General features: G+C 65.0%; 20 protein-coding genes and 2 tRNA genes. 5 read left to right on the top strand and 17 right to left on the bottom strand.

What is annotated here, in order from left to right:
* Positions 1–13 precede the first annotated feature (13 nt).
* The 4 genes from A7Q26_RS15390 to A7Q26_RS15405 all read right to left on the bottom strand — a co-directional run bounded on the left by A7Q26_RS15390 (position 14) and on the right by A7Q26_RS15405 (position 3,367).
* Positions 14–1,168 carry a tyrosine-type recombinase/integrase gene (locus A7Q26_RS15390; protein ID WP_066861379.1) on the bottom strand — a complete coding sequence of 385 codons (1,155 nt, stop codon included), beginning with the start codon at positions 1,166–1,168 and terminating at the stop codon, positions 14–16.
* A gap of 180 nt (positions 1,169–1,348) precedes the next feature.
* Positions 1,349–1,425 (bottom strand) — tRNA-Pro (locus tag A7Q26_RS15395).
* A gap of 204 nt (positions 1,426–1,629) precedes the next feature.
* On the bottom strand, positions 1,630–1,833 hold the full coding sequence (locus A7Q26_RS15400) for a hypothetical protein (protein WP_066861382.1): 204 nt from the start codon (positions 1,831–1,833) through the stop codon (positions 1,630–1,632).
* Between the two features lie 157 nt (positions 1,834–1,990).
* Positions 1,991–3,367 carry a M20/M25/M40 family metallo-hydrolase gene (locus A7Q26_RS15405; RefSeq protein ID WP_066861385.1) on the bottom strand — a complete coding sequence of 459 codons (1,377 nt, stop codon included), beginning with the start codon at positions 3,365–3,367 and terminating at the stop codon, positions 1,991–1,993.
* Between the two features lie 101 nt (positions 3,368–3,468).
* Between A7Q26_RS15405 and ettA the strand changes: the two genes are divergently transcribed.
* Complete coding sequence (gene ettA / locus A7Q26_RS15410) at positions 3,469–5,154, top strand: energy-dependent translational throttle protein EttA (protein WP_066861388.1); 1,686 nt, start codon at positions 3,469–3,471, stop codon at positions 5,152–5,154.
* Positions 5,155–5,324: 170 nt separating this feature from the next.
* Here ettA and A7Q26_RS15415 read toward each other — a convergent pair whose 3' ends face one another.
* The 7 genes from A7Q26_RS15415 to A7Q26_RS15445 form a co-directional block, all read right to left on the bottom strand.
* The gene (locus A7Q26_RS15415; protein ID WP_066861391.1) at positions 5,325–6,329 is read right to left on the bottom strand and encodes a cytochrome-c peroxidase; all 1,005 of its coding nucleotides are present in this window, start codon (positions 6,327–6,329) and stop codon (positions 5,325–5,327) included.
* A gap of 194 nt (positions 6,330–6,523) precedes the next feature.
* A tRNA-Lys gene (locus A7Q26_RS15420) sits at positions 6,524–6,599 on the bottom strand.
* 120 nt (positions 6,600–6,719) lie between these two features.
* The gene (gene rodA, locus A7Q26_RS15425; RefSeq protein WP_066861394.1) at positions 6,720–7,832 is read right to left on the bottom strand and encodes a rod shape-determining protein RodA; all 1,113 of its coding nucleotides are present in this window, start codon (positions 7,830–7,832) and stop codon (positions 6,720–6,722) included.
* On the bottom strand, positions 7,829–9,901 hold the full coding sequence (gene mrdA, locus A7Q26_RS15430; protein ID WP_066861397.1) for a penicillin-binding protein 2: 2,073 nt from the start codon (positions 9,899–9,901) through the stop codon (positions 7,829–7,831). Before mrdA ends, rodA begins: the two co-directional genes overlap by 4 nt.
* Positions 9,898–10,425 (bottom strand): rod shape-determining protein MreD, encoded by a 528-nt coding sequence (locus A7Q26_RS15435; protein ID WP_066861399.1) that lies wholly within the window; start codon positions 10,423–10,425, stop codon positions 9,898–9,900. The genes mrdA and A7Q26_RS15435 overlap by 4 nt, the downstream gene beginning before the upstream one ends.
* Positions 10,422–11,333 carry a rod shape-determining protein MreC gene (gene mreC, locus A7Q26_RS15440; protein WP_066861402.1) on the bottom strand — a complete coding sequence of 304 codons (912 nt, stop codon included), beginning with the start codon at positions 11,331–11,333 and terminating at the stop codon, positions 10,422–10,424. The genes A7Q26_RS15435 and mreC overlap by 4 nt, the downstream gene beginning before the upstream one ends.
* Before the next feature lie 16 nt (positions 11,334–11,349).
* Positions 11,350–12,396 carry a rod shape-determining protein gene (locus A7Q26_RS15445; RefSeq protein ID WP_066861405.1) on the bottom strand — a complete coding sequence of 349 codons (1,047 nt, stop codon included), beginning with the start codon at positions 12,394–12,396 and terminating at the stop codon, positions 11,350–11,352.
* Between the two features lie 158 nt (positions 12,397–12,554).
* Between A7Q26_RS15445 and mutL the strand changes: the two genes are divergently transcribed.
* Both mutL and A7Q26_RS15455 read left to right on the top strand, forming a co-directional pair.
* Complete coding sequence (gene mutL / locus A7Q26_RS15450) at positions 12,555–14,357, top strand: DNA mismatch repair endonuclease MutL (RefSeq protein WP_066861408.1); 1,803 nt, start codon at positions 12,555–12,557, stop codon at positions 14,355–14,357.
* A 4-nt stretch (positions 14,358–14,361) separates the two neighbouring features.
* Positions 14,362–14,847, top strand: a complete 486-nt coding sequence (locus A7Q26_RS15455; RefSeq protein WP_066861412.1) for a hypothetical protein — start codon at positions 14,362–14,364, stop codon at positions 14,845–14,847.
* 84 nt (positions 14,848–14,931) lie between these two features.
* Here A7Q26_RS15455 and A7Q26_RS15460 read toward each other — a convergent pair whose 3' ends face one another.
* From A7Q26_RS15460 to ychF, 5 genes are all read right to left on the bottom strand, one after another.
* Positions 14,932–15,558 carry a LysE family translocator gene (locus A7Q26_RS15460; protein ID WP_066861486.1) on the bottom strand — a complete coding sequence of 209 codons (627 nt, stop codon included), beginning with the start codon at positions 15,556–15,558 and terminating at the stop codon, positions 14,932–14,934.
* Between the two features lie 64 nt (positions 15,559–15,622).
* Positions 15,623–16,093, bottom strand: a complete 471-nt coding sequence (locus A7Q26_RS15465) for a MaoC family dehydratase (protein ID WP_066861414.1) — start codon at positions 16,091–16,093, stop codon at positions 15,623–15,625.
* Positions 16,094–16,154: 61 nt separating this feature from the next.
* On the bottom strand, positions 16,155–17,705 hold the full coding sequence (locus tag A7Q26_RS15470) for an alkaline phosphatase D family protein (protein WP_066861417.1): 1,551 nt from the start codon (positions 17,703–17,705) through the stop codon (positions 16,155–16,157).
* A gap of 89 nt (positions 17,706–17,794) precedes the next feature.
* On the bottom strand, positions 17,795–18,316 hold the full coding sequence (locus A7Q26_RS15475) for a DNA-deoxyinosine glycosylase (protein WP_066861420.1): 522 nt from the start codon (positions 18,314–18,316) through the stop codon (positions 17,795–17,797).
* A 4-nt stretch (positions 18,317–18,320) separates the two neighbouring features.
* On the bottom strand, positions 18,321–19,421 hold the full coding sequence (gene ychF / locus A7Q26_RS15480; RefSeq protein ID WP_066861423.1) for a redox-regulated ATPase YchF: 1,101 nt from the start codon (positions 19,419–19,421) through the stop codon (positions 18,321–18,323).
* Between the two features lie 152 nt (positions 19,422–19,573).
* Here ychF and A7Q26_RS15485 point away from each other — a divergent pair, with 152 nt between their 5' ends.
* Positions 19,574–20,008, top strand: a complete 435-nt coding sequence (locus A7Q26_RS15485; protein ID WP_157102574.1) for a DUF983 domain-containing protein — start codon at positions 19,574–19,576, stop codon at positions 20,006–20,008.
* Between the two features lie 61 nt (positions 20,009–20,069).
* Positions 20,070–21,371, top strand: coding sequence for a chloride channel protein (locus tag A7Q26_RS15490; protein ID WP_066861429.1), 1,302 nt, complete (start codon positions 20,070–20,072; stop codon positions 21,369–21,371).
* Here the strand turns inward: A7Q26_RS15490 and A7Q26_RS15495 are convergent.
* Positions 21,368–22,783, bottom strand: a complete 1,416-nt coding sequence (locus A7Q26_RS15495; protein WP_066861432.1) for a helix-turn-helix domain-containing protein — start codon at positions 22,781–22,783, stop codon at positions 21,368–21,370. The genes A7Q26_RS15490 and A7Q26_RS15495 overlap by 4 nt on opposite strands.
* Positions 22,784–22,796: the final 13 nt, after the last annotated feature.

The raw sequence follows: 22,796 nt of genomic DNA on the forward strand, positions 1-22,796 counted from the left end.
CGCAAGGCCATCTTCAACAAACCAGCATCATATTATCTGAAAAGGGGGTCCCTCTTCGACGCCGATCGGGGGTCCCTTTTGAACGCCGTTTGACAGGCAGAAACAGGCCGGACTCGTTGAGAACAGTGCTTGCAAGCGACCGAAAACCATGCACGGTGACCTTGCCTCTCAAGCCCATGCGGTAAAGGATATCCAGCATCCTGTTCTCGCTGATAGTGTCCGAGCGCGAGCCGGCGACCGGGAACAGATATTTGCCGAACCGTTCGTTCCCTGCCAATCCATAAGGGTTTTCGTCTCTGATCTCGCGCAGTAGCGTGATCGCCTGCGGCGGCAGTGGCACGACATGCTCGGTCCGCATTTTCATGCGACCTGCGGGTATGCGCCAAACCGGTTCGTCTGTTCCGAGGCCCTCAAATTCGGACCAGGTCGCAAAGCGCGTCTCCTGCGTCCGGACCATGGTGAGCATCGTCCAGCGCAGCGCCAAGTGGCTCATGCGGGAGCCCTGATCAGCGTTGAGCTTGCGAAAGAAGGTGGGAAGGTCTTTAGCTTCGACCTTGGCCATGTGGCGGGTCGCGGGAAGCTTCACCATAGCCGAAATGAGATCCCGGCATGGATCGCTATCTACGCGTCCATCAGGGATGCCATATCGAAAAATCTCGCTGCATGTTCCCCTGAGCCGGTGAGCCATGCCGACCGACCCGCGCTGTTCCACCAGCCTTAACACTTCGAGGACATGACGCGGCAGAATTGAGCGAACCGACTTGCTGCCAAGATGAGGAAAGATATCAGCCTCAAGGCGTCGCTTGGTGATCCTGTAATATCTCGGTGACCAGGACGACTTCCGCGCCTTCAGCCACTCGATAGCTAGAGCCTCGAACGTAAGGGCATTGGCTCGCCGCTGAAACTTTCGCTCTTCCAGCAAGGAGGATGGGTCCGTTCCGCCGGCGATCAGTCTCTTGTTGCGGTCCCGCCAGGCTCGTGCCTGGGAAAGGCTGGTATCAGGATATATTCCGCCACTCAGCGTCTTCTGTTTGCCATCGAAACGGTAGGCGAGCTGCCAGATCTTCCGGCCCGATGGCTCGACCCGGATAAGCAGGCCGCCGCCATCGGATTTCTTTAGCGGCTTGTCGTGAGCGGTTAATCGAGTCAGCAAGTCGTCGGAAAGCATAGTCCTTCATCTCCGCGTTTCACGCGGCGAGACGAACAACATTTCCGCCAAGAATGTGTTGTTTCACCATTCCACCCCGAATCCTGGTGGCGTCCTATGATGACACATCCAAACCACTGAAAACAGTGGATTTTCACCCTGGACCTCATGGGTAAATTTGAGTTGTTTTGAGGCAAAGAGTGGTCGGGGAGACAGGATTCGAACCTGCGACATCCTGCTCCCAAAGCAGGCGCGCTACCAGACTGCGCTACTCCCCGAATGCGGCGGCCTTAGCGGGGAAGCGCGCGTGCCGTCAATCGGCGATCGGTGGAACAACTGCCACAAAAGCAGAATTATCGGGATCGATACGCCCGGAAACCCCAACAGGGTCGTCATTCCCGGCGAAATGCGAAAGGTTCGGTCCAAATGAAAAGGGCGGGGCCTTTCGGACCCGCCCTTCGAAAATCTCGCTAGCGCGAAGATTACATCGCGTTCGCAACGTTGTTCGTCGCGTTCGCGGCGTTTTCAGCGGCGTTCGCGGCGTTGTCAGCAGCGTTGACGGCGTTTTCGACGACGTTCTCGACGACAGCGTTCGAAGCGTTCGCGGTCTCGTTGGCCGGCTTCTCACCGCAAGCGGCGAGGGCCATCAGGCTGGCCGAAGCGAAAACAACTGCGATCTTCTTCATTGTGTACGGCTCCCATAGCATTATGCCGCGTCTGGCACGTTACAAATGTGGCCCTACGCGAGCGACCCGCATTAACGTGTGCGCTGCACAAATCAATGCTTTTCTGCGTCGGTGAAGCGGCAGAATCACGCGACGGAGTGTTGTCTACTATAAAAGTTCAGTTAGCGCTCAATGTTTCTGAGGCATTGGCGACAAGGTCCAGCGTCACCGACCACGCGGCGACATTCTGGCGCAACTGCTCGGGATCGACCTTGTCCAGCGTATCGTCCGGCGTGTGGTGCAGGTCGAAATAGCGGGTGCCATCCTGTTGCAGATCAATGACCGGAACCCCGGCCTTGACCAGCGGCGCGATGTCGGCGCCGCCGCCCGCTTCCTGCGTGCCGGCGCCCACGCCGAGCGGGGCGAGCGCCTGCGCGATCCGACGGGACAAGGCCTCATGGCCCTTGGGCAATTTGAAATCGACCCGCCAGATTCGATCCGCACCGAAATCCGATTCGATCGCCAGCGCATGTTTCTCGGACCCATGCGCCTTGTAATAGGCGCGCGCTCCATCGCCGCCGACTTCTTCCGCGCCGGCCATCAGCACGCGGATGGTGCGGCGGGGTTGCCCGGCCTTGGCGACCTGAAGCGCGGAGGCGGCAGCGATGGCGCAGCCCGTCGCGTCATCGATCGCGCCGGTGCCCTGGTCCCAGCTGTCGAGATGGCAGGCCGCCACGACCAGACCCGCCGACGGGTCGCTGCCCGGAATTTCGGCGACGACATTGCCCGATGGCTGGTCCTTCAGCATCCTGGACGTCAGGGTAAGATGGAGCGTCACCGGCTGGCCCCGCTTGACGACGCGCGCGAGTTGCTCGGCGTCGGGTACGGAGAGCGCGGCGGCCGGGATCGGCGTCGCGCCTTCGGCCCACATCTGGACGCCGGTATGCGGCACGCGATGATGGTCGGTGCCGATCGACCGGATCAAAATGGCGATTGCGCCCTTCTTCGACGCGATGCTCGGTCCCTGCCGCCGCGCGGCCCCGAAATAGCCGTAGGAGGAACCGTCCTGCGTCGCCTTCATGCCATGATCGACAAAGGCGATCTTGCCCTTGAGGCTCGCATCCGGCGCGGCCTCCAAGTCGGCGATGTTTTGGAAATAGACGACCTCGCCCTCAAGCCCCTTGTCGCTGGTCGATCCGCTGTTGCCCAGCGCCGCCAGGACCAGCGTCTGCGGGAAGGGGGAGAGGATGCGCGCTTCGTCGCGCCCGCGCACCCAGACGGGCATGGTGTAGGATTCTGCCCGGACGTTCGAGAAGCCCAGCGCCTTCAGCTTCGCGACGGCCCAGTCGCGGGCGCGCGCTTCCTGCGGCGTGCCGGCGGGGCGCGGGCCGACTTCCGTCGTCAGCCCTTCGGTAAAGTCCCAGGCGACATCGTCCTTGAGCGCCGATTCCCGAATCGCGCCGCTGCCGGCGGCCGGAGCGGCGAAGGAGAGGGAGGGGGTGAGGATGCTGCCAAGGAGGAGGGCGGCGAGCGGACCCGATCGGATTTTCTGCATGGATGAAGGCGTAACGAGCCATCCGCCATTTGCCAATATGGTCCGCCTCCGCTAACCCGACGCGGATTTCCCTATCTGTTCTTTCGGAGCTGCGCGAACCCATGTCCGCTTCCTCGCAATATGCCTATGTCATGAAGAGCATGACCAAGAGCTTCGCCGGTGCGGCGAAGCCGGTGCTCAACCAGATCAACCTGCAATTCTACCGCGGCGCCAAGATCGGCATCGTCGGCCCCAACGGCGCGGGCAAATCGACCCTGATGAAGATCATGGCCGGCATCGATACCGATTTTTCGGGCGAAGCCTGGCCGGGCGAGAATATCACAGTCGGCTATCTGCCGCAGGAGCCGCAGCTCGACCCGACCAAGAATGTCCTGGAAAACGTCAAGGACGGCGCGCGCGAAATCGCGGACAAGATGGACCGTTTCAACGAGATCAGCATGATCATGGCCGATCCGCCGGAGGATGTCGATTTCGACGCCCTGATGGAGGAAATGGGCACGTTGCAGGAACAGATCGACGCGGTCGACGGCTGGACGCTCGACAACCAGCTGGAAATCGCGATGGAGGCGCTGCGCTGCCCGCCGTCGGACTGGTCGGTGGAAAATCTGTCGGGTGGTGAAAAGCGTCGTATCGCGCTCACCCGCCTGCTGATCCAGAAGCCGGACATCCTGCTGCTCGACGAACCGACCAACCATCTCGACGCCGAAAGCGTCACCTGGCTGGAAAATCACCTCAAGGAATATGCCGGCGCGGTGCTGATGATCACCCACGACCGCTATTTCCTCGACAATGTCGTTGGCTGGATCCTGGAACTCGATCGGGGCAAATATTTCCCCTATGAAGGCAACTACTCCACCTATCTGGAGAAGAAGTCCAAGCGTCTGGAGCAGGAGGACCGCGAAGCCACCGGCCGCCAGAAGGCGATAAACGATGAGCTGGAATGGATCAGGGCTGGCGTCAAGGGCCGCCAGACCAAGTCCAAGGCGCGCATCAAGAAGTTCGAGGAACTGGTCGCCAGCCAGAACAACCGCACCCCCGGCAAGGCCCAGATCGTCATCCAGGTGCCCGAGCGTCTGGGCGGAAAGGTGATCGAGGCAAAGAATATCAGCAAGGCCTATGGCGACAAGCTGCTGTTCGAAAACCTGTCCTTCCTGCTGCCGCCGGGCGGCATCGTCGGCGTGATCGGGCCGAACGGCGCGGGCAAGTCGACCCTGTTCCGCATCATCACCGGGCAGGAAACTCCCGATTCGGGCGAGATCGACATCGGGTCCACCGTGCGCCTGGGCTATGTCGACCAAAGCCGCGACCATCTCGACCCGACCAAGAACGTCTGGGAGGAAGTCTCCGACGGCCTCGATTACGTCAAGGTCAACGGCCATGACATGTCGACCCGCGCCTATGTCGGCGCCTTCAACTTCAAGGGCCAGGATCAGCAGAAGAATGTCGGCAAGCTGTCGGGCGGTGAACGCAACCGCGTCCACATCGCCAAGATGCTGAAGCGGGGCGGCAATGTGCTGCTGCTCGACGAACCGACCAACGACCTCGACGTCGAAACGCTGGGCGCGCTGGAGGAAGCGATTGAGAATTTCGCGGGCTGCGCCGTGGTTATCAGCCACGACCGCTTCTTCCTCGATCGACTGGCCACCCACATTCTCGCCTTCGAAGGCGACAGCCATGTCGAATGGTTCGAGGGCAATTTCGAGGCCTATGAGGAAGACAAGCGCCGCCGCCTGGGCGATGCGGCCGATCGTCCGACGCGTCTCGCCTACAAGAAGCTGACGCGTTGATGGGGCGCGATCCGTTGCAGGCGGGGTAACCGGATTGCAATCTTTGCAACCGCGAACGGCGTTTTCGCACTTGCGATGGTGGCGCTAACATTTCATAGAGAGCGGGCCTTTCAGGCATCCTCTCCTAAAACTTTCCAGGCCGGTCCTTTTTGGATCGGCCTTTTTTTTGGTCAGGTCGCGGCCGGGCAGGCATCCGCCGGCCGCCCCAGCGCCCTATTCTCCAGGAACGGGCGATCGGTCAGCGAATCGAGGAAAGCGAGCAGCGCCGGCATGTCGATACCCACCAGCTGGGCAGCGGCATGGCGCCGAATCGCCGCTTCGATGCTCCGGCTCTGGCCGTCGTGCAGCCACGGCCCCGTCACCGCGACGTTGCGGAGCGAGGGCGTGCGGAAGCGTTCGGGCGGCGGCTCGAAGCCGGGCGGGGGAGGCTTGCCGCCATAAGCGCTGCTGTCGATTTCACCGGGCGCGGCCGTGCCGACATAATGAACCTTGCCGTCGGTGAAATCTGCGCCGCCGTGGCAGGAGGCGCAGCCGGACGCCGCGAATTGCGTGGCGCCCTTGCGGGCGAGCGGTGAAAGTGCGCCCCGGTCATGCGCGCTGCCGAAGGAGATCATCGTCCGCTGGAATGCGCCCAACGCCGCCGTCACCTTCGCATAGGTCGCGCCGCCCTGCGCAGTGGGGAAGGCGCGGACGAACAGGCGGCGATAGCAGGGATCGGCGTCAAGGCGCTGCCCCAGTTCGGCGTCGCTGCCGGCCATGCCCATCTCGACCGGCCTGGTGCCGGTCATCGGCACCATCGCCTGCGCCTCCAGCGTGGTAATGCCGGCCTCGGTCCAGGTGAAGCCGGAGCGCCAGGCGACATTGGCGAGGCCCGGCACGTTGCGGACACCCATGTCGCCGGTGACCCCGGCATGGGTGGGCAGGCCATCGCTGAAGCCGCGCGCCTGCTGGTGGCAATCGGCGCAGGCCATGCTGCCGTCTCGCGACAGGGCGCGATCGTAGAAGAGGCGGCGCCCCAGCGCGACCTTGGCGGCGCTCATGGGGTTGTCGGCCGGGAGGATGGGAGCAGCCAAGCCGGCGGGCAGGTCCTGCCATTGCCAGTCCGGCCCGGTCGCCATCACGCCCGTCGCCAGCAACGCCGTCGCCCCGATGATTGCCGCTATGCCAACCCGCATGGCCTTTTCCCTTCGCCGCGCAAGACGAACGGAGGCTGGCCGATCCGCAGGGAGACGTAAAGGAGGGCGGTCATTGCAGGGCGGAAAAAGCAGTGCAGGATCGCGGCATCCCCTTCGATAGCCGGATCACCGAAATGCGCTGTCACCCGACGCGAGAGCTTTGCGCCGCATGGGAGGAAAATGACAGGAAAACTTGGTGGACGCACTAGGGCTCGAACCTAGGACCCGCTGATTAAGAGTCAGCTGCTCTACCAACTGAGCTATGCGTCCACGCTGGCGTTGGCGTGACCCTGTGGGTCGTCGCTCCGGCGTGGCCGGGCTGTTAGCAGCCGCTCGCGATTCTGCAAACACTAAATCGCGTTGCGGCGGAAATTTTCATTCGCGCTTGCGTCAGGCCCAGTTTCCGACGCCCGCGCGACGCTTGCCCGCCCGGTCGATCGCCATGATGATCCCTACGCATAGCATGACCGTCAGCATCGATGATCCGCCGTAGGACATGAAGGGCAGGGGTATGCCGACGACCGGCGCCAGCCCCATGACCATCATCAGGTTGATCGCGACATAGAAGAAGATGGTGGTGGTCAGGCCCGCTGCCACCAGCCGTGCGAACTTGTCCTGTGTCCGCATGGAAACCCGGATGCCCCAGCGGAACAGCAGCATGAAGCCGCCGATCAGCAGCACCCCACCCAGCAGGCCCCATTCCTCCGCCATGGTGGCGAAGACGAAGTCGGTATGGCCTTCGGGCAGATAGTCGAGATGGCTTTGCGTACCCTGAAGGAACCCCTTGCCCCAGATGCCGCCCGATCCGATCGCGATCTTGGACTGGCTGATATGATAGCCGGCGCCCAGCGGGTCGCTTTCCGGATCGAGGAAGATGAGGACGCGGTTCTTCTGATAGTCATGCAGGAAGCTGAAGGCGATCGGTACGATGGCGGCCACGGCCAGGCCCGAACCGACGAACAGGCGCAAGGGCAGGCCGGCGAGGAACATCACGGTGATGCCACCGGCAAGGATCATCGTCGCGGTGCCCAGATCCGGCTGCACCAGGACCAGCGCCCAGGGCAGGCCGATCAGCACCAGCGCGGGCCAGATCGCGTTCCAGCGGCGGATCTCGCCCACCGGCAGCATCGCGTAGAAGCGGGCCACCGCCAGCACGATGATCGGCTTCATGAACTCGGACGGCTGCAACTGCATAAAGCCCAGGTTGATCCAGCGCTGGCTGCCGCCCGCGACCCCGCCGATCAGTTCCACCAGCACCAGCGCCGCCAGCACCGCGCCATAGGCGGGAAAGGCGAAGCGCGAGAACAGGTCGAACGGCACCCGGCTCAATGCCAGGGCCATGCCGGAAAAGACGCAAAAGCGGACGCCCTGGTTGACGGCCCAGGGAAAGATGCTGCCCCCCGCAGCGCTGTAGAGGACCAGTGTCCCGAAGGTCGCGATGGCCAGCAGCAGCAGCAGCACCCGCCAGGGAAATTGCGTCACGGAATGGGGGATGATGCTCATGGCGCGTCCGTCGCGTTGCTGCCGGGCGGTGGCGGAACATCGTTGGCCGCATCTTCGGCGGCAACGGGAGACGGTGCCGTTGCGTTGGCGACGGCGGCGTTGGCCGCATTGTCGGCGACGGGTGGCGGCGCTTCCCCTTTCTCGATCGCCTTGGCCAGGCGGAATGCGGCCATCTGTCGCGCCTGCCGTTCGGCGGGGGTGCCGCCCCAACCCTTTTCCAGCGTGACCAGCTTCTCCATCGCCTTGGTGGGATCGAACAGATAGGACAGGGTGTCGCTGGCGATCATCGGCGCGTCCTCGTTGCGGATCATATGTCCGCCATGCTCGATGATGCAGGCGACCGCATAGCGTGGATTGTCGAAGGGGGCGAAGCCCTGGAACAGGGCGTGGTCGCGCAGCTTGAACGCCAATGAGCTGTCCCGCCGCACGCCCGCGCGGCGCTCGGCCATGGTGATGCGCCGGACTTGGGCGGTGCCGGTCTTGCCCGCGATGAGCACGCCGGGAATGTTCATCCGCGCGGCGCCGCCGGTGCCGCCGCCATTGACCACGGCGCTCATCGCGTCGCGAATGATGACCAGATGCTCCTCGGTGGCGCCGACAGACGTGGGCGGCGGCCGCTTGGCACCCAGAAGGAAATTGGGCATGAGTTGCCGGCCGGTCGCTAGGCGCGCGGCCATCACCGCCATCTGGAGCGGATTGATGAGCATATAGCCCTGGCCGATGGTGGCGTTCACCGTATCATAGGCCTGCCAGCTCTGATCATATTTGCGTTCTTTCCACGCCGGATCGGGAACGGTGCCATAGCTCTGGCTGGGGAAGGGCAGGTCGAAGCGCTGGCCCATGCCCACCCGCCGCGCCATCTGGGCGATCCGGTCCATTCCGACGCGCTGCGCCATCTGGTAGAAATAGATGTCGCAGCTCTGGGCGATCGCGCCCCGCATGTCGAGCGGGCCGTGCCCGCGCCGCTTGTGGCAGTGGAACAAGGTGTTGCCCACGCGCAGCGCGCCGGCGCAACTGATCCGCTCCTGCGGCCCGACGCCAGCCTCCAGCAGCGCCAGCGCCACCATTGGCTTAACCGTAGAGCCCGGCGGATAGAGCCCCTGCAAGGTCTTGTTGCGCAGCGGAATATGATCGTCCTTCGACAGCATCTCATATTCCAGATGGCTGATGCCGTCGGAAAAGCTGTTGGGATCGAAGCTGGGCATGGAGGCCATGGCGAGTACGTCGCCGTTGGCGCAATCGATCACGACGACCGAACCGCTTTGCGTCGCAAGGCGCCGCCCCGCATATTCCTGAAGCCCGGCATCGATGGTCAGGCTGACGGGCTTGCCCGGCGTGTCGGGGCGTGTCGTGAGTTCGCGCACGATCTTGCCGCGCGCCGTTACCTCGACCCGCTTGGCGCCGGGCCTGCCGGTCAGGTGCCGGTCGAACGCCTTTTCCAGCCCATCCTTGCCGACCTTGAATCCCGGCGTGATGAGCAGCGGATCCTTGCGCTCCTTATATTCCTCCGCCGTGGCCGCCCCGACATAGCCGAGCAGGTGCCCGACCGTGGCGCCCGCCGGATAATAGCGCGAAAAGCCCTGGCTGGGCGCGACGCCGGGCAGGTCGGGCAGGCGGACGCTCACGGCGGCATATTGGTCATAGGTCAGCTTGTCGGCGACCTGGACCGGACGAAATCCCGCCGACTTGTCCAGTTCCTCGCGGATGCGATCGACTTCGTCCGATTCCAGGCTCAGCAACTGGGCGAGGTGCCGGATCGTCGCCTCGCCGTCCACCACGCGCTGCGGGATCAGGTCGACGCGAAAATCGGTCCGGTTGTTCGCCAGCGTCTTGCCATGGCGATCGAGGATCCAGCCCCGGCGCGGCGGAATGAGCGTGAGGTTGACCCGGTTACTCTCGGAAAGCAGGCTGTATTTCTCGTTTTCGGCGACGCTGATCCAGCCCATGCGACCGACCAGCAGCGCCCCGATCGCGCCTTGCAATCCCCCCACCACCATCGCGCGGCGGCTGAAGGTGAAGGACTGGGTGGCTTCGGTGACGATCTTGCGCTTGGGACCGGGAAACTTCATGCCATCACACGCCAGCGGTCGATCCGGGCGCATTGCCGGACAATGAAGGGAAAGAGCAGGACCGTCCAGACCATCTGCGGCGCGACCAACAGCAACCTTATATCGCCTCCGCCGGTGATCCGCGCGAAGAAAAGCCCCCCTGACAGGCAGAAGATAATCGCGATGCCGGCGATTAGCCAGTCCTGCTTGTAGCTGCGCCAGACCAGTCGATGTTCGATGAAGTCGACGCCGATCAGGGCGACCGTCCACAAAAACATCCCCGATCCGATCGGCTGGCCGCCCACCAGGTCATCGAACAGGCCTAGCGGGAGGCCGATCCAGGTCCGCCACAATTCGGGCCGCAGCAGCCGCCACGACAGCAGCAGCAGCAGGCCGAAGGGCGGCATGATCGGCGACTGGGCGATCAGCGGCAACGTGGTCGCGAGCGACCCCAGCATGACGGTGATGACGGGCGTCCCGGCGAGGCGGAACCGGCCGGGATGCCGGCCCAGGCGCGGGACGTGCAGCAGATGCGGGTCGATCACGGGGCGCTCGCATTTGCGGCCGGCGCCGCCTCCTGCGCCGTCTCGGCGGCTCCACCGCGCGTCACCACCTCCTCGAAGGCGCGTTCCACCACGACCGCATCGACGCGCGAGGGGTTGGCCAGGGGGAAGCCCCAGGCGATCTCGCCCTCGACGCGGACCACTACGGCGACGGGGATATTGGGCTGGTATATGCCGCCGATGCCCGACGTCACCAGCAGGTCGCCTGGCTTGAAGGGGTTGCGGCCCGCGGACAACGCTCGGATTTCGAGCGACCCGTCGCCCGCTCCGGTCGAAATGGCGGGTACGCTGTCATTGGCGCGACGGATCGGCACGATATTGCCGGTGTCCGTCAGTAGCAGCACTTCGGCGGTGTTGGGCGTCGTGCTATGGATGCGGCCGATCAGCCCTTCGGCGGCGCGGACCGGCATTCCGGGGCGCACGCCCTGCCAGCGGCCCGCGTTGAGCCGCGCGAAACGGCGCGCGCTGCTGGAGGAGGAACTGATGAGCCGCGCCGTCAGCAGGTCGCTCTGATCCTCGTCGACCAGCTTGAGCAGCTTCTTGAGCCGCGCATTTTCCTGCTTGACCGCCTTCGCCTCGATGATGCGGTTGCGATCCGTCTCGACCTGGCGGCGCAGCGCCACATTCTGCGAGCCCGCCCGCCAATAGGCGGCCAGCACCTCGTCCACCGAACTGATGCCGCTGACCATATTCTTGAGGCCGGCCGAAACCGGGCGGGTCAGTTCGGCGGTGACCGTGCGCAGGCCAGCGAAGCCGGTCGGATCGAACATCGCGACCACGACCAGCAGCAGGCCGGCCGCCGCACCGGCAACCGCCACCACATAGCTCGCAAACAGGCTATATTGCGCCTTCCGGTTGATGCCGGGGCGTCGGCTGGGTGGCCGCGCCATCAATCGTCCCTTCCGATCAGGCGGTTTGCAGCACACCCCGGAAGATCGGATCCTCCATCGCGCGGCCAGTGCCGATCGCGACGCAGGTCAGCGGATCTTCGGCGATGGTGACGGGCAGGCCCGTCTCGTCGCGCAGTTCGTCGTCCAGCCCCTTGAGCAGCGCGCCGCCGCCGGTCAGGACGATGCCCTGGTCGACGATGTCGGCGGCCAGTTCGGGTGCGGTGTTTTCCAGCGCGATCCGGACGCCTTCGACGATGGTGCTGATCGGCTCGGCCAGCGCATCGGCGATCTGGCCCTGGTTGATCGAAATTTCCTTCGGCACGCCGTTCACCAGGTCGCGGCCCTTGATATGGATCGTCTCGCCGACGCCATCTTCCGGCGGCTGGGCGACGCCATATTGCTTCTTGATCCGCTCGGCCGTGGCTTCGCCGATCAGCAGATTGTGATGGCGACGCACGAAGGAGACGATCGCCTCGTCCATCTTGTCGCCGCCCACGCGGACGCTGGTGGTATAGGCGAGGCCGCGCAGCGAGAGCACGGCGACTTCGGTCGTGCCACCGCCGATGTCCACCACCATCGAACCGATCGGCTCGGTCACGGGCATGTCGGCACCGATCGCTGCGGCCATCGGCTCTTCGATCAGGAAGACTTGGCTGGCGCCGGCGTTGCTGGCGGCGTCGCGAATGGCGCGGCGCTCGACGCTGGTCGATCCGCTGGGCACGCAGATCACGATCTCCGGCGCGCGCCAGGGGCTGTGCTTGCCGCCATGCACCTTGGTGATGAAATGCTTGATCATCTGCTCGGCCACGTCGATGTCGGCGATCACGCCATCGCGCAGCGGCCGGATGGCCTCGATCGAATCCGGGGTCTTGCCCATCATCAGCTTGGCGTCTTCACCGACGGCCTTGACGCGCTTGACGCCGTTCAGCGTCTCCACCGCCACCACCGAAGGCTCGTTCAGGACGATGCCCCGGCCACGTACATAGACCACCGTATTGGCGGTGCCGAGATCGATGGCCATATCCTGCGAGGAGAATTTGAAGAGACGCGAGAAGATCGACATGCCTTATCCTGTTTCGCCCGCCGTCCCCGCGACGCGAAGGGGACCGTCGGAAAGCTGTTTTGCCCGTCCGTTGCTCCCTTCTTCCTTGCCCCTTGCAGTGCAAAAAATATCGGGTTCGCGGCTCGCGGAAAGCGCCCGCTTGGGCTAGTCCCTAATCAATGTCAATACGCCGCCTGCCCGAACATCTGGTCAATCGTATCGCTGCCGGTGAAGTGGTCGAAAGACCCGCCAGCGCGCTCAAGGAGATAGTGGAAAACGCTTTGGACGCGGGTGCGACTCGCATTGCCATACGATTGTCCAACGGTGGGCTGGACCGGATCGAGGTCAGCGACGATGGCTGCGGCATGGATTCGGCCGACATGGCGCTCGCGCTGGAGCGCCATGCGACATCGAAACTGCCCGATGATGCGATCGAGAATGTGGCGACGCTGGGCTTTCGCGGCGAAGCGCTGCCGTCGATCGCCAGTGTCGCCCGGCTTTCGATCGACAGCCGCCCGCGCGGCGCCGATGGCTGGAACCGCACGGTCGACAATGGGCGGCTGGTGGCGGAGGGGCCGGCCGCGCTGCCGCCCGGCACCCGCGTCACGGTGGAAGAACTGTTCGGGAAGGTGCCCGCGCGGCGGAAATTCCTGCGTTCGGCCAAGGCCGAATATGCCGCCTGCCTCGACATCGTCCGCCGGCTGGCCATGGCCCATCCGTCGGTCGCCTTTTCGGTCGAACATGACGGGCGCCGGGTGCTGGGCGTGCAGGGCGACGAAGCGCGGGAGGACCGGGTCGCCGCGCTGACCGACCGGCAACTGGCGGACAATCATGTAATCGTGAGCCTGGAACGGGACGGGGTGCGCCTGTCCGGGGTCGCATCGCTGCCCACCTACAATCGCGGCGTGGGCGATCATCAATATCTGTTCGTAAACGGCCGTCCGGTGAAGGACCGGCTGCTGATCGGCGCGCTGCGTGGCGCCTATGCCGACATGCTGGCGCGCGACCGGCATCCGGTGGTGGCGCTGTTCCTGGACGTGCCGCCGCTCGACGTAGACGTCAACGTTCATCCCGCCAAGACCGAGGTTCGCTTCCGCGACCCCGCGATGATCCGGGGCATGATCGTCTCCGGCCTGCGTCGGGCGCTCGATGCCGAAGGGTTCCGCGCGGTGCAGCAGGCGGATGCAGCGGGGCTGGCGGCCTGGCGGCCGGAGCCGGTGTCGCCCACCCCGATCGGCGCCATGCCGATCTTCGAGGCGGCGGCCTCCTCGCCGGCGAGCTACAGCCAGTTCGCGCCGGCCTCCTTCGCTGACCGCCGCCCGTCCTTTCTCGCGCCGCCGCCCCAGGCGCGCGCCGAGCCTGCCGCCGCGCCCGCACCCGAAGGCCATAGCTTCCCGCTGGGGGTTGCGCGCGGTCAGGTGGCGCGCACCTATATCGTCGCGGAGGCGGAGGACGGCCTGGTGATCGTCGACCAGCACGCCGCGCATGAGCGGCTGACGCTCGAACGGATGCGCCGTGCGATGGAGGGCCAGGAGAATGGCAATCGCGTCGCGTCCCAGGCGCTGCTGCTGCCCGAAGTGGTGGAACTGGATGAGCCGGCCTGCGACCGGTTGGAGGCGCGCGCCGCCGAACTCAAGGATTTCGGCCTTGATCTTGAGCGGTTCGGTCCCTCGGCCATGCTGGTCCGCGCCGTCCCCGCGATGCTGGGCCAGTCGGACGTGCAGGGACTGGTCACGGATCTGGCCGACGATCTCGCCGCCTATGACAGCGCCCTGTCGCTCAAGGAGCGGCTCGATCTCGTCGCCGCGACCATGGCCTGCCACGGCTCGGTCCGCGCCGGCCGCGTGCTGAGTGTCGCCGAAATGAACGCCCTGCTCCGCGAGATGGAAGTCACCCCGCGATCGGGACAATGCAACCATGGCCGCCCGACCTGGGTGAAGCTGGGGCATGGCGACATCGAAAAACTGTTCGGAAGGAAATGAGCCGATGACGATGTTTGCCGCCCTGCTGCTCGCCGCCGCGCCCGTCTGTGCCGACCCTGCGCTGCTGGGCGAGCCGTGGACCAGTTGGACCCAGAGCGGGGAGGCGAAGGCCGGGGTGCAGGTACAGGGCGCGCCGACGCTGATCCTGGGCAAGCCGGTTATGGCGGCGCTGACGCCGGCGGCCTATGTCCAGTTCGCCGCAGCCCCCGGCAAAGGTGCGAAGGAGGGGCATGGCGGGCTGTTCGGCTTGTCGCTCAAGGCGGCGGCGCGCATCGGCATCGCACTGTCGGGGCCGGCCTGGGTCGATGTCGTGACGGGCACCACCCCGGTCGCCTCGATCGAGCATGGCCATGGTCCGGATTGTTCGGGCATTCGCAAGATCGTGTGGTTCGACCTGCCCGCCGGTCGCCATATCATCCAGATTGTCGGATCGAAGGACGCCAGCATCCGCATCATGACCGCTGATGCGAAGGCCAACCAGCCGCTCTAGCTGGATCGGATGTCCGTAAAACGCGCGGACCATTAATCGGTTTGGTGGCGGTAGTATCAAGCCATGATGACGGAGGCCGTGCCGTTACCGCTCCACCGCCATGCGTGCGGCCAGCCCGCCCAGAACCGTGCCCATGAACCAGCGCTGGATCGTCAGCCAGCGCGGGCGGCCGTGGAGAAATCCGGCGATCGATCCGGCGAGGCAGGCGATCAGCGCATTGACCGACAAGCTGATGACGATCTGCGTCGCGCCGAGCGCCAGCGACTGGCCCAGCACATTGTCGCGCGTCGGCTCGACGAACTGCGGCAGCAGCGACAGATAGATCATCGCGACCTTGGGATTGAGCAGGTTGGTGACCAGCCCCATCGTGAAGAGCCGTCGCGGCGAATCCTGCGGCAGGGTGCGGACCTGAAAGGGGGATCGCCCGCCCGGCCGCACTGCGCTCCACGCCAGCCAAAGCAGATAGAGCGCGCCACCGATCCGCAGGACGTCATAGGCGAACGGCACCGCCATCATAAGTGCGGTGATGCCGAAGGCCGCGCTCACCATGTAGAAGAGGAAGCCGCACGCCACGCCGAGCAGCGAGATCATGCCCGCCGCGCGCCCTTGCGAAATCGAGCGCGACACCAGATAGATCATGTTGGGACCGGGCGTCAGGACCACGCCCAGCGATACCAGCGCAAAAGCGATCAGATGAGCGGCACTCGGCATCGGCATTTCCCCAACGGCATGATGCCGTTCGCCTAGCCCCGACGAGCGGAGCGGGGCAGGGCCACTATGGGGGCGTTGGCCGGGTCCGCCACATGGCGATCGGGATCATCGTCAGTACCGGCTGATCGTCCTGGTTGAGGATCGTCACCTTGCTGCGGACGATGCCCATTTCCGGACGGCTCTGCGACGCCTTCTTGTCGATCACTTCGCTCTTCCCGCGCAGTGTGTCGCCGGGACGCACCGGGCGCAGCCAGCGCAGTTCGTCCACCCCCATCGCGCCCAGGCTGGCCGCCTGACGCCCCGGATCCCGCTGCATTTCGGCGACGAACATCTTCATGAACAGGGCGGTGGTGTGCCAGCCACTTGCCGAGATGGTCCCGAAATGGGTGCTGGCCGCGGCCTCATCCGACAGATGGAAGGGCTGGGGATCGAACTCCGCCGCGAAAGCGACGCTTTCCTCGCGTAACAGGGTCAGCGGACCGAAATCGAAGCTGTCGCCGATCGCGATATCCTCGAAATAGACTATGGCTTCCATCCTCATCCGTCTCCCATTGGAACGGACAAGGATGTAGGCCTGGCTTCCGTTAACGTCAATGTCAGGCGATGGCGAGCGAGGGCTGGCCGCGCGGCACGGTGATGCTGGCGCGGGTTCTGATCGGCGCGCCGGGCGTCGACACCTGATCCACCACGCGGAAACGCGTGGTCCAGGCATCGGGCGTCACCTCGCAAAGCAGATAGCCGCGCTGGTCGTTGATGAATTTCAGTTCCGGGCTGTTCTTCATCATCACGTCGCTGCCGGTCCGCAGGTCCGACCCGTCCCCGCCAGAGGAGATGGAGGTGGACACGAATTCGACCGCCACCGGCTTGCCCTCGCTTTCCAGCAATCCGGCGAAATTCTGATGCTCGTCGCCGGTCAGGACGACGACATTGTCCAGGCCGCGCATCTTCGCCAGCAGCCGGTTGCGCTGCGTCGTATAGGCCGCCCAGCTATCGATATTGTAGATTTTCTGCTTCTCGTCGGCATAGCGGCGACGGTCGAGCGACATCATCATCACCTGCTGCGCCACGCAATTCCACTTCGCCTGGCCGCGCGTCAGGTTGCGCACCAGCCAGCTTTCCTCCTCCGGCGAGATGACCTGCGCCTTGTTGTCGTCGATGCCGGTGCAATAGGGCTTGAACCCGTCGTCGCACGGCTGGTCCGAGCGGAAGGAGCGGGTGTCGAGGAAATCGATCGACAGCAGATCGCCGAAGCGCGCCTCGCGATACATATTCGTGATGATGCCGTTGCGGGGCAGCATGGCGGCACGCACCGGCATATATTCATACCAGGCCTGCAACCCCGCCTGCCGGCGCAGGCGGAATATTTCCTGCGGCACGTCCTTCCAGTTGGCGTCGCCGACCCAGTTATTCTCCACCTCATGATCGTCGAAGGTCGGGAACCATGTGTGTTTCGCGCGCGCGGCCTGGAGGTCATAGTCGCTCAGATATTGGGCGTAGCGCAGCCGATAATCGGCGAGGTCGAAACAATCCTGGCCGATATGCTGGCGCACCTGCGGGGCGGGCAGCCCGTCCTTGTCATAGTCCGGGCCGCGCTGCTGATATTCGTAGATGAAGTCGCCATAATGATAGACGAAGGCCAGGTCGTCCTCGCGCGCGAGATGGCGGAAGGCGGTGAACAGGCCGTCCTCGTAATTCTGGCAGCCCGCGACGCCGAACTTGAGCGCGGCGGGGCTGGCGGATGGCAGCGGCAGGGTGCGTGCGCGACCGCGTGACGACTGGTCGCTGCCCAGCGTGAAGCGATACCAATAGGGGCGGTCGGGCTGGAGGCCCGTCACCTCGACATGGACGCTATGGCCCAGTTCCGGGCGCGCGACAGCCTCGCCGGTCGCGACGATGGTCTTGAAACGATCGTCGCTCGCGACCTCCCACTTCACCGGCAGCGGCGCCATCGGCATCCCACCATGCGGCTCGAACGGCCTGGGCGCCAGCTTGGTCCAGATCACGAAGCCGTCGGGCGCGGGATCGCCGGACGTGACGCCCAGCGCGAAGGGATAGCCGGCGAACCAGTTTTGCGCGTTGATGATGGCGGGCGCACCGATCAGCGGCGTCACGACGGCGGTGGTCAGGATCTGGCGGCGGGTGAGCATGAAGGCGGCGACCTCGTCATCGGGCGGTTGTAAAAGAGTCTCTTAGCCGCCTGCTCTAGCGGTGCAATATGACAGGACGACGCAACCGGTCAGACGATCCAGGCGCGCAGCGTCCGCCACGCCTCCGCCTTCTTCTCGTGCGACAGGCTGGCATAGGCTCCGCTGGAGGAGGGCAGGTCGATCAGCGACAAACCGGGCCGCTCGCCCAGTTGCCGCCGTCCGTGCAGTGCGGCGGTCTTGCCGTTGAAGGCGACCGCCCGGAGCGCGGGCAGCCGGTTCACGAAATTGCCAAGGTCGCGCAGTTCGGCGCCCCTGATCTGGCTGTCCAGGCTGCCGGGCCGCTCGGCGCTCTCGATCACGTCCCACAGCCCTACGCCCAGCGCGCGCAGTCGCTTCAGGCGCATCGCATAGGGCTGGCCACGCAATGGCTCGCCCAGCACGTCGCCCAGCAGATCCCAGAAGGCGTTGCCCCGGTGGGCATAATATTCGCCCTGCCGGATCGACGCATCGCCCGGCAGGCTGCCCAGGATCAGCAGGCGCGTGTCCGCATCGACGCTGGGCGGAAAGGCGGCCTTGCGCTGTGCTGGCATTTGGCCGGGGCGCAGCGCCATGGGGTCAGACGTTGAAACGGAACAGCATGATGTCGCCGTCCTGCGTCACATAATCCTTGCCTTCGGAGCGCCACTTGCCCGCTTCCTTGGCACCTGCTTCGCCGTTGAACTGGACATAGTCGGCAAAGGCCATGGTTTCGGCGCGGATGAAGCCCTTTTCGAAATCGGTGTGGATCGCGCCGGCGGCCTGTGGCGCCTTGCTGCCCTTGGTCACGGTCCAGGCGCGGGCTTCCTTCGGCCCGACGGTGAAGAAGGTGATGAGGCCGAGCAGTTCGTAGCCGGCGCGGATGATGCGGGCGAGGCCGGCTTCGGTCAGGCCCAGCGCTTCGAGATATTCGGCGCGCTCCTCGATGGGCATCGTCACCAGTTCGGCCTCGATCGCGGCGGACACGATCACCGCCTTGGCGTTTTCGGCCGCGGCCTTCTCGAAGACACGGGCCGAATGGGCGTTGCCCGTGGCGGCGGCGTCTTCCTCGACATTGCAGACGTAAAGGACCGGCTTGGCGGTGAGCAACTGCGCCTGGGCGAAGAGGCGTTCCTCCTCCACGTCGCGCGGCACGGTGAGGCGCGCGGGTTTGCCGTCGCGCAGGAGGTCGAGCGCCTGGCCCAGCACGGCGGCGGCGGCCTTGGCCTCCTTGTCGCCTTGCGCCGCCTTCTTGGCGAGGTTGGGGACGCGCTTTTCCAGGCTTTCCAGGTCCGCCAGCATCAGCTCGGTCTCGACCGTCTCGGCGTCGGCGATTGGATCGACCTTGCCCTCGACATGGGTGATGTCGCCATCCTCGAAGCAGCGCAGCACATGGACGATCGCATCGGTCTCGCGGATATTGGCGAGGAACTGGTTGCCCAGCCCTTCGCCCTTCGATGCGCCGCGCACCAGGCCGGCGATGTCCACGAAGCTCAGCTGCGTCTCGATGATCTTGGCGCTGCCGCCGATTTTGGCGATGGTCTGGAGCCGGTCGTCGGGCACGGCGACGCGGCCTTCATTCGGCTCGATCGTGCAGAAGGGGTAATTGGCCGCCTGCGCGGCCTGCGTTTCGGTGAGCGCATTGAACAGGGTGGACTTGCCCACATTGGGAAGACCGACGATACCGCAACGAAAGCCCATTTGACTGCCTTATAAGATCGGGATGATTGGCGCGCCCGATAGCGCTTTGTGCGCGCAAAGGCCAGCCTTGGGCGAAGGGCAGTGGTGGGACAAAAGGCGCAATTGCATTGGGCCGGGTCTTGCCGGCATGGGGCAGGATGACTGGAGACGAGATGGAACAGAGCAGGCAAGCCCATTGGGTCGATGAATCCGGGCGGCAATGGAAGAAGCGCCCCGCGCATGAGACCGGTGTGTTCGGCCGTTGCCCGCGCTGCGGCGAAGGCCATATCTTCACCGGATTCCTGACCGTGCGCGACCATTGCGAGGTCTGCGGCCTCGACTACAGCTTCGCCGATCCGGCGGACGGCCCGGCGGTCTTCGTCCAGCTGTTCGCCTGCGTGCCCGGCGTCGTCTTCATCATCCTGCTGGAGATATTGGCGCGGCCGCCCTGGTGGGTGCATGTCGCCGTGGGCATTCCCGTGCTCATCCTCACCACCGTGCTGCCGATGCGCCCGATCAAGGGCTGGCTGGTCGCAGCTCAGTTCACGACGCAGGCGCAGGAGGCGGGCACGGCGGACCTCTGGTCGAAGCTGAACAGGCCGCACTGAACCAAATAAAACGGGAAAGAGCGGTTATCATTCCGGGTCTTGCCGGTTATGAAGCCACGTCATGAAACAGCGCATCTCTCTTCTGTTGCGCCGGGCGCGCGTGATGACGCGGCGTCACGGCCCGGAAGCGATGGTTTGGCGTCGACGTATCGCGACGCTGGCTGGCGCGATATTGGTGGGCATCGTCGCGCTGTTGTTCGCGGATCTTGCGGATGAGGCTACGCATCTCTTCGCCGCCATGGTTGCGCGTTGGTGGTGGGCGCCGCTCCTTGTCACGCCTGCAGGCTTTGCGCTGGTCGCGTGGATGACCCTGAGGTTCGCGCCTTCCGCCAAGGGGTCGGGCATTCCACAGGTGATGGCCGCCACCAAGGATCCCGAAGGCAGTATGCGCCATCTGGTGTCGGGCCGGACGGCCATCGCCAAATTCTTTTTGACGATCAGCACATTATTGTTCGGCGCGTCGGTCGGGCGGGAGGGGCCAACGGTGCAGATCGCGGCCAGCATCATGGGATATGCCCACCGTTTGCTGCATGTCCCGCTGCGGGCATCCGTCTTCATCGCGGGCGGCGCGGCGGGCGTGGCGGCGGCGTTCAATACGCCGCTCGCCGGGGTCGCCTTCGCCATCGAGGAACTGGCGGCGGCCTATGAGCAGCGTATGACCCTGCTGGTGATGACCGCCGTGCTGATCGCAGGCATGGTCAGCCTGGGCATTGCGGGGGACTATGTCTATTTCGGCGCGATGCGGCAAGCGATCGGCGTCAGGGAAGCGTTGATGGTCACGCCGGTCGCGGGTGTCATCGGGGGTATCGCGGGCGGCCTGTTCTCGCGCCTGATGCTGTCCTTCGGATCGGTGCAGGCCGCGCCGCTGGCGTGGTTGAGGGCGCGGCCGGTTACGTTCGCGCTGTGCTGCGGCATCGTTGTGGCGCTGTTGGGGGTGGGTTCCGGACTTACATGGGGCACCGGCTACCAGACCGCGAAAGCGATCATCGAAGGACATGACGTGCCGATCTGGTTCGGCGTCGCCAAATTCCTGTCTACGCTGGCCACGGCGCTGTCGGGCCTGCCCGGTGGCATCTTCGCCCCCTCGCTATCGGTCGGCGCGGGGATCGGCGACATGTTGCGCAGCCTCTTCCCCGCCTATCCGCCCGGCGCGATCGTGCTGCTGGGCATGGTCGCCTATTTCACCGGCGTCGTCCGCGCCCCACTGACGGCGGTCATCATCATCTCCGAAACCACGGCCAGCCGCGGCCTGATGATGCCGCTGCTAGCATCCGCACTGGTGGCGGACTTCGCCGCGCAACTTGTTTGCAAGGAAAAGCTGTATCACGGCCTGTCGCAGCGTTTTCTGCCGGTGAGCCGCTAGCCGATCCAGTAGGGCACGATCTGCCGATTGTCGGGATCGACATGGATCGGCCGGTCGGCGGGCGGGAAGGCGCGTTGGTCGCAGCTCTGGCGCGGACAGAGGCGGCAGGTGATGCCGATGGGCGTGGCGGCGCCCTCTTCCTGCAAATGCAGGCCGTCGGCATAGACGAAATTGGCGGCGTGGGTGACTTCGCAGCCCAGCACCACGGCGTAGCGGCGCGGCGTTCGCTTGTAGCTGCCCGACGGCTTCACCAGCCCCTTGGCCATCGAGACATAGCGCACCCCGTCCGGCGTCTCGCCCAGCTGCACGTTGATCCGGTCGGGCACGGCCACGGCCTCATGCACGTTCCATAGCGGGCAGGCGCCGCCGAAACGGGCGAATTGCAACCGGGTGGCGCTGTGGCGCTTGGTGATATTGCCGGCCATGTCGACACGGCAGAAGAAGAAGGGAATACCGCGCAGCCCCGGCCGTTGCAGCGTCGAAAGCCGATGGCAGGCCTGTTCGAAGCTGACGCCGAACGTCCGGGCCAGCCGGTCGATGTCGTGGCGCATCGTGCGTGCCGCCTCCCGGAACGGCGCATAGGGCATCAGCAGCGCGCCGGCGGCATAATTGCCAAGCCCGATGGCGAGCAGCCGGTCGGCGCCGGGGACGGGCAGGGCGGCTCTGCCCACCACGTCGGCGATCACCGCCTGCCCTTCCAGCATCATCAACTGATGCGCCAGCATGAACTTGCGGCTTTCGGTCGGCAGCGCGGCGTTGATGAAAAGCTGCCGGTCGGCGGCGCGATAGGCGCGCAGCGCGCTGTCCGGCGTTTCGGCGATCAGCGTCTCGATGCCGTGGCGGCGGGCCAGCGCTTCCACCAGCATCCCTTCGTCCAGCACCTGACCCTGGGTGAAGCTCTCCGCCATCTCCTCGGCCAGGCAATCGAGGCTGTGGACATAGTTGCCGGCCTCATGGAACCAGTCGCGCGCGGCTTCCCAAGGCAGGCGCGCCTGTACCTCATGATCGTTGGCGATCGCCTCCTCGATCATGTTGATCCGCTCGTTTGCGCGCATATGCGCGTTGTAGAGATCGACATAGCGCGCCGCGAATTCGGGGAATTGCAGGTGCAGCTTCTCGATCCGCTCCGGCTCCATCTGCGCGCCGGGCAGTTCGGGATGGGCCAGCGCATAGGTGAAGGCGCCCAGCAGTTGCTCCTCCTCCCGGCTGTCGAAACTGGCCCAGTCGGTGGGAAAGGCGCTGGCGAGCGCGGCCTTGACCTTGGCGGTCAGGGGGCGATCGTCATTTTCCATCTGCGACAGATAGGATACGGATATGCCCAGGGCCTGCGCCATCGTCGCCTGGTCCATCCGGTGGTCCAGGCGCAGCTGGCGCAGGCGTGGACCTGCGAAGATACGGTTGCCGCGTGCCATATTTCGCACCCTA

The organism is Sphingobium sp. TCM1 (assembly GCF_001650725.1).
In the GTDB taxonomy this organism is placed as follows: Bacteria; Pseudomonadota; Alphaproteobacteria; order Sphingomonadales; family Sphingomonadaceae; genus Sphingobium.